The sequence below is a fragment of the Thioclava sp. UBA3469 genome, assembly GCF_002378135.1.
Taxonomy (GTDB): Bacteria; Pseudomonadota; Alphaproteobacteria; order Rhodobacterales; family Rhodobacteraceae; genus Thioclava; species Thioclava sediminum.
In genome coordinates this window covers 1-7,026 of record NZ_DFRG01000147.1, presented here as the reverse complement: position 1 = coordinate 7,026, position 7,026 = coordinate 1, and the positions used below count along the sequence as shown (strand labels likewise).

The window sequence follows — 7,026 nt, the reverse complement described above, 5'->3', positions numbered from 1 at the left end:
CACCCGGACTATTACCTCTACCGCGAGCAGGTTTTGAACTTCCTCGAAGAATATGAACAGGGCCACACGCCCAAGAAATCGGAGGCCGCGTGATGGACGCTGCAACTGCAACCGCAACCCCCGCACGCGCCTTCATCGGCGTCAGCGAAGTCTGGGTGCCCGAGGGCGACCGTCTGGTCCATGCCGCGGGCGATTACGGCGCGCACACGGCGTTCGAGGAAGCCTCGGTCCGCACCAGTTTCGCTCATGGCGAGGGCCTGCCGGGCAAAGCTTGGGCCGAAGGGCGCCCGGTCGTCCTGAAGGGCTTCGATGGCTCCTATTTCCAGCGCACCGAGGCCGCGAAAGAGGCGGGGCTGACCTCGGCGGTGGCGCTGCCGGTTTTCGATGGCGACACGCTCAAGGCCGTTCTGGTCGTGCTGTGTGGCGATGACGAAATGACCACCGGCGCGATCGAAGTCTGGGCCGAGCGCGACGGGCTTCTGATGCTCGACGATGGCTATTACGGCGCGGCCAAGCATTTCGAATGGGTTTCGAAGCACACGCATTTCCCGAAAGGTCAGGGCCTGCCCGGCGGTGTCTGGGCGTCGCAGACCCCGATGCTGATGCGCGATCTGGGGTCGGGCTATCGCTTCATCCGCTCGGAAAGCGCGGGCGCGGCCGGGCTGACCACGGGTCTCGGTCTGCCGATCCCGGTGCCGGGCGATCAGAACTATGTGGCAACGCTTTTGTCGGCCCGTGGCACACCGATCGCACGTCGTTTCGAGATCTGGGACGCCCGCGAGGCCCGCGTGGGGCGCGACGGTGGCGCGGTTCTGGTGGATGGCCTGTGCGAGCGCGAAGGCGCGCTTTGGAACGAGGACAACCCCAAGCGGGCGCAGGACTGGCAGGGCCCGATCGGCAAGGTGCTGGGCACAGGCCTGCCGCTGGTGATCGGTGGGGCGCAGATCGCGGCCGGCTACAGCTCGATGGTCGCGCTGCCGATCCATCGCGATGGCGAGATCGCGCATATCGTCGCCTGGTATCTTTGAGGAGTGACCGAGATGCAGAAACTGGTCGTTATCGGCGCAGGCATGGCCTCGGGGCGGATGCTCGAGCATCTGTTCGAAGCCGCGCCCGGCGCATGGGATGTCACCCTTTTCAACGCGGAGCCGCGGGGCAATTACAACCGCATCATGCTGAGCCCGGTGCTGTCGGGCGAGAAGAGCTATGCGGAAATCGTCACCCATGACGAGGCTTGGTATGACACCCATGGCGTGACCTGCCGCTTCGGCGAGAAGGTCGTGGGGATCGACCGCAACCGCAAGGTCGTCATCGGCGAGCAGGGTGAGGTCGCTTACGACAAGCTGGTCATCGCCACCGGCTCGAACCCGTTCATCATCCCGCTGCCGGGCCATGATCTGGACGGCGTGATCGCCTATCGTGATCTGGATGACACCAACCGGATGATCGAGGCGGCGCGCCCCGGCGCGCGCGCCGTGGTGATCGGCGGCGGTCTGTTGGGGCTCGAGGCCGCGGCGGGTCTGCGTCTGCGCGGCATGGACGTGACCGTGGTGCATATCATGGGCCACCTGATGGAGCGTCAGCTCGACGAGGCGGCGGGTTACCTCCTGCGCCGTGCGCTCACCGATCGCGGGATCGAAGTCTGCTGCTCGGCGAATTCCAAGGAGATTTTGGGTGAAGATGGCAAGCTGCGGGCGCTGAAGCTGGATGACGGCACCGAGCTGCCCTGCGACCTGCTGGTCATGGCCGTGGGCATCCGTCCCTCGGTCGCGCTGGCCAAGGAGGCAGGCCTCGAGACCGGGCGCGGCATTCAGGTCGACGCGCAGATGTTGACCTCCGACCCCGATATCCTGTCGCTTGGCGAATGCGTGGAGTTCGACGGGCAGATCTTCGGTCTTGTCGCGCCGCTCTACGATCAGGCGAAGGTCGCTGCGCAGACCCTGACCGGGGAGGCCAGCGAATACATCCCCCGCGAAGTTTCGACCAAGCTGAAAGTCACTGGGTGCGACCTGTTCTCGGCAGGCGATTTCGCCGAAGGGGAAGGCCGCGAAGACATCGTCTTCCGCGATCCCGCGCGCGGCGTCTACAAGCGCCTCGTGCTGGAGGGCGACCGCGTCATTGGCGCGGTGATGTATGGCGACGTGGCCGACGGCAACTGGTTCTACGGTCTGATCAAGGACGGCACCGACATCTCGGAGATGCGCGAGACGCTAATCTTCGGCCCGGCCTTCCAAGGGGGCGCCTCGGTGGACCCTATGGCGGCCGTTGCAGCCTTACCGGCTGACGCAGAGATCTGCGGCTGCAACGGCGTATGCAAGGGTCAGATAGTGGCCGCGATCGAGGCGGGCGCGACTTCGCTCGACGCGATCAAGGCCACCACCAAAGCCAGCGCGTCGTGCGGCACCTGTTCGGGTCTGGTGGAGCAGGTTCTGGCCGTGACCCTGGGCGATGATTTCGTCCTGCCCACCGCCAAGCCGATCTGCGCCTGCACCGATCACCCGCATGAGGATGTGCGCCGTCTAATCAAGGCGAAAGAGTTGAAATCGCAACCGGCGGTGATGCAGGAGCTGGGCTGGAAGACGCCCAATGGCTGCCATGTCTGCCGCCCGGCGCTGAACTACTACCTGCTGGCCGATTGGCCGCTGGAGTATCAAGACGACCCGCAAAGCCGCTTCGTGAACGAGCGCAACCACGCGAATATCCAGAAGGACGGCACCTATTCGGTGATGCCGCGCATGTGGGGCGGGATGACCACCCCGGAGGAACTTCTGGCGATTGCCGAAGCAGCGAAGAAATACGACGCGACGGTCAAGGTCACGGGCGGGCAGCGCATCGACTTGCTCGGCATCAAGAAAGAGGACCTGCCGCATATCTGGGCGGATCTGAACGCGGCCGGGATGGTCTCGGGGCATGCCTACACGAAGGGTCTGCGCACGGTGAAGACCTGCGTCGGCACAGATTGGTGTCGCTTTGGCACGCAGGATTCGACCGGGCTCGGGATCAAGCTGGAGAAGCGGCTCTGGGGCTCGTGGACGCCGCACAAGTTCAAGATGGCGGTGACGGGTTGCCCGCGCAATTGCGCCGAAGCTACCTGCAAGGATCTGGGCGTGGTCTGTGTGGACTCGGGCTTCGAGATCAGCGTCGGCGGCGCGGCCGGCATGGAGCTGAAAGAGACCGAGCCGCTGGCCAAGGTCGCGACCGAACAGGAGGTGATCGATATCTCGGTGGCTTTCCTGCAGCTCTATCGTGAGAGCGCGAATTACCTCGACCGGCCCTATAAATGGATCGCCAAGACCGGCGGGCTCGGCTGGATCATCGAACAGGTCGTGGACGATCTCGACAATCGCGCGGCGCTGATCGAGCGCTTCGATATCTCGCAAACCGTCTACCAGAAAGACCCCTGGGCCGAACGCGCGACCCCTCACTATGAGCGCGCCTGGAGCCCGCTCGCCGATTTCACGAAGGAGGCCGCGGAATGAGCTGGATCGATATCGGAGCCCTCGACGACATTCCGGTGCAGGGCGCGCGGGTCATCAAGACCAAAATGGGCTGCGTCGCGGTGTTCCGCACCTCCGATGATGCCGTCTTCGCCCTCTCGGATCGTTGTCCGCATAAGGGCGGGCCGCTCTCGGAGGGGATCGTGCATGGCCACAAGGTGACCTGCCCGCTGCACAACTGGGTGTTCAGCCTCGAGACGGGTGAAGCGCAGGGGGCCGACGAGGGGCAGGTGCCGACCTATGATCTGCGCGTCGAAGCGGGACGTTTGCTGATCGACGCAAGCAAGCTCGCCGCGCAAAGCGCCGCCTGAACCGGAGTGGAACGATGACCCGCGCTGCTCCGACAATTTGCACCACATGCCCCTATTGCGGCGTCGGCTGTGGCGTTCTGGCGACGCCCGACGGCGCGGGCGGGATGGAGATCCGGGGCGACAAGGCCCATCCCGCCAATGCGGGCAAGCTGTGCTCGAAAGGCTCGGCACTGGGGGAGACGGTCGATCTGGAGGGGCGCCTTCTGGCCCCGATCGTGAACGGACTGGAGACGGATTGGGACGCAACGCTCGATCTGGTGGCCGAGAAGTTCCGCGCGAGCATCGCCGAACACGGTCCCGATAGCGTGGCGTTCTACGTCTCGGGTCAGCTTCTGACCGAGGATTACTATGTCGCCAACAAGCTGATGAAGGGCTTCATCGGCTCGGGCAATATCGACACGAACTCGCGGCTGTGCATGGCCTCGTCGGTGGCGGGGCACAAGCGCGCCTTCGGCACCGATACCGTGCCCGGCCAATACGAGGATTTCGATCAGGCCGACGTCATCGTGCTCGTGGGTTCGAACCTCGCTTGGTGCCATCCGGTGCTTTTCCAGCGGATCGCGGCGGCGAAAAAAGCACGGCCCGAAATGCGCGTCGTGGTCGTCGATCCGCGCCGCACCGCGACCTGCGACATCGCCGATCTGCATCTGGCCGTGGCGCCGGGCGCGGATGCGGCGCTGTTCAACGCTCTGCTGGCCGAGATCGCGGCGCAGGGCGCAGTCGACCGCGCCTATGTCGCGGCCCATGTCAGCGGGTTTGAGGATGCGCTGGTGGCGGCGCAGGCTTCCGATCCGGCCGCGACAGGGCTCAGCGCCGCCGATCTGGCCGAGTTCACGCGGCTCTGGATCGGCTCCGAGCGCGTCGTCACGATCTATTCCCAGGGCGTGAACCAATCCAGCTCCGGCACCGACAAGGTCAACGCGATCATCAACTGCCACCTCGCCATGGGCCGCATCGGCAAGCCCGGCGCGGGGCCGTTCTCGGTCACGGGTCAGCCCAATGCGATGGGCGGGCGCGAGGTGGGCGGTCTGGCGAATATGCTTGCCTGTCACCTCGATATCGAAAACGCAGATCATCGCGACGCGGTGCAGGGCTTCTGGGCCAGCCCCACGATGGCGCCGGGTCCGGGGCTGAAAGCGGTCGACATGTTCCGCGCGGTGGAAGAGGGCCGTATCAAGGCGCTCTGGATCATCTGCACCAATCCCGCCGTCTCGATGCCCGAGGCCGACCGCGTGCGCGACGCCATCGCGGGCTGCGATTTCGTCGTGGTCTCGGATATCACCGCCGACACCGATACCGCGAAGCTGGCCGATGTGATCCTGCCCGCGACCGGCTGGGGTGAGAAGGACGGCACCGTCACCAATTCCGAGCGCTGCATCTCGCGTCAGCGTCCTGTGCTGCCCGCGCCGGGTCAGGCGCGCCACGATTGGAAGATCATCTGCGATATTGCTGCGAAAATGGGATGGGCAGAGGAGTTCGCCTATGACGGCCCGGCGGCGATCTTTCGCGAGTATGCGGCGCTGTCGGAGGTTGCGGGACGGCTGGGACGGGATTTCGACATCTCCGATTACAAGACGATCTCGGACGCCGAGTATGAGGCGCTCGCGCCATTCACATGGCCGCAAGGGCCTATGAAAAAAGGCGGCCGGTTCTTCGCCGATGGCGGGTTCTTCACGCCCGACCGCAAGGGCCGGATGCTGCCGATCACGCCGCGCGCGCCGAAAACCGCGCTGAGCCCGCAGACGCCTTTCCGTTTCAATACGGGCCGCGTGCGCGATCACTGGCACACGATGACGCGCACCGCGAAATCGCCGCGCCTGAGCCTGCACATGGCCGAGCCCTATCTGGAGATCCACCCTGCGGATGCGGCCCGGCTGGGGCTGCGCGCGGCGGGGTTGGCCGAAGTGAAAAATGCTCAGGGTCGCGCAGTTCTGCGCGTTCTGGAAAGCACCCGGATGCAACCCGGTTCGGTCTTCGCACCGATGCACTGGACGGGCGAGACCGCCTCCGATGGACGCGTCGATGCGCTGGTCGCCGCCCATGTCGATCCCGTCTCGGGCCAGCCCGAAAGCAAGGGTTGCGCGGTCCAGATCTCGCCTTATCAGGCTGCGTGGTTCGGCTTTGCGGCGAGCGTGCAGGACGTGACCCCGCGCACTGGGTACTGGGCGAAGGCGCGCAGCAAGAGCGGCTGGCGGATCGAGCTGGCCGGGCGCGAGGCACCTGCCGATTGGGAGGCGTTCGCGCGCGACCTCTTCGCTCTGCCCGACGCCGAGGCGGTCACGATGAGCGACGCGGGCCGGGGGCTCGCGCGGATCGCGCTGATGGTCGAGGGACGCGTCTCGGCGGTTCTTTTTGCGGCCCCCGAGCCGGTCGCGGTGTCGCGCGGCCATGTCGCGGCGCTGCTGGGCGAGACCGATCAGCCGAGCTTGCTGGCCGGGCGCGCCGGTGCCGATCAACCCGATCCGGGTGCGATCGTCTGCGCCTGTTTCGATGTCGGCGTGAACACGATCCTTGCCGCGATTGCCGATCAGGGGCTGGCCTCCGTCGAGGCGATTGGCGCGGCCCTGCAAGCGGGCACGAATTGTGGCTCCTGCCGACCGGAGCTCGCGGCGCTGCTGGCGAGCGCCCAACCCCGCGAGGCCGCCGAATGAGCCTCGCTCCCTACATTCACGCGATGGGCCGCGGTCCGGGGCGCGCGCGGTCGCTGACGCGCGACGAGGCCCGCGACGCGATGAGCCAGATCCTGCGCGGCGAGGCGGCCCCCGAAGCCGTCGGCGCACTTTTGATGCTGATGCGCTATCGCGGCGAGAGTGCCGCCGAGGTCGCCGGTTTCGCCGAAGCGCTCCGTGAGACCTTGCCGGATTGGACCGGTCCCGCGCCCGCGCTCGACTGGCCGAGCTATGCGGCGGGGCGTTCGCGGGGCTTGCCGTGGTTTCTGCTGTCCGCGCGGGTGGTCGCATTAGCGGGAGAACCGGTTCTGCTCCACGGCTGGAATTCGCATCAATCGCCCGTGGCTTCCGTCCGCGATGCGCTCGCAGACGCCGGGATCGCAGTGGCGCGGGACATGCAGGACGCCGCCGCGCTTCTGGCGCGCGACAGGATCGCCTATCTGCCGCTCGAGAATTTCGCGCCGCGCGCGCTCGATCTGCTGCGGCTGCGCGAGGTGCTGGGGCTGCGCTCGGCGGTCAATACCGTGCTGCGCGTGCTCAACCCGGGCG

General features: G+C 66.3%; 4 protein-coding genes and 1 pseudogene. All 5 read left to right on the top strand.

Features of this window, described 5'->3' with window-relative positions; genetic code table 11:
- Positions 1 to 92 precede the first annotated feature (92 nt).
- Positions 93 to 1,028 carry a GAF domain-containing protein gene (locus B3D39_RS11620; RefSeq protein WP_274961632.1) on the top strand — a complete coding sequence of 312 codons (936 nt, stop codon included), beginning with the start codon at positions 93 to 95 and terminating at the stop codon, positions 1,026 to 1,028.
- A gap of 12 nt (positions 1,029 to 1,040) precedes the next feature.
- The gene (nirB, locus tag B3D39_RS11615; RefSeq protein WP_274961633.1) at positions 1,041 to 3,479 is read left to right on the top strand and encodes a nitrite reductase large subunit NirB; all 2,439 of its coding nucleotides are present in this window, start codon (positions 1,041 to 1,043) and stop codon (positions 3,477 to 3,479) included.
- Complete coding sequence (nirD, locus tag B3D39_RS11610) at positions 3,476 to 3,808, top strand: nitrite reductase small subunit NirD (protein ID WP_274961634.1); 333 nt, start codon at positions 3,476 to 3,478, stop codon at positions 3,806 to 3,808. The genes nirB and nirD overlap by 4 nt, the downstream gene beginning before the upstream one ends.
- A gap of 14 nt (positions 3,809 to 3,822) precedes the next feature.
- Positions 3,823 to 6,459, top strand: a complete 2,637-nt coding sequence (locus tag B3D39_RS11605; RefSeq protein ID WP_274961635.1) for a nitrate reductase — start codon at positions 3,823 to 3,825, stop codon at positions 6,457 to 6,459.
- Positions 6,456 to 7,026 (top strand): annotated as a pseudogene (locus B3D39_RS11600) (glycosyl transferase family 3); the annotation flags it as partial. The gene B3D39_RS11605 and the pseudogene B3D39_RS11600, both read left to right, overlap by 4 nt.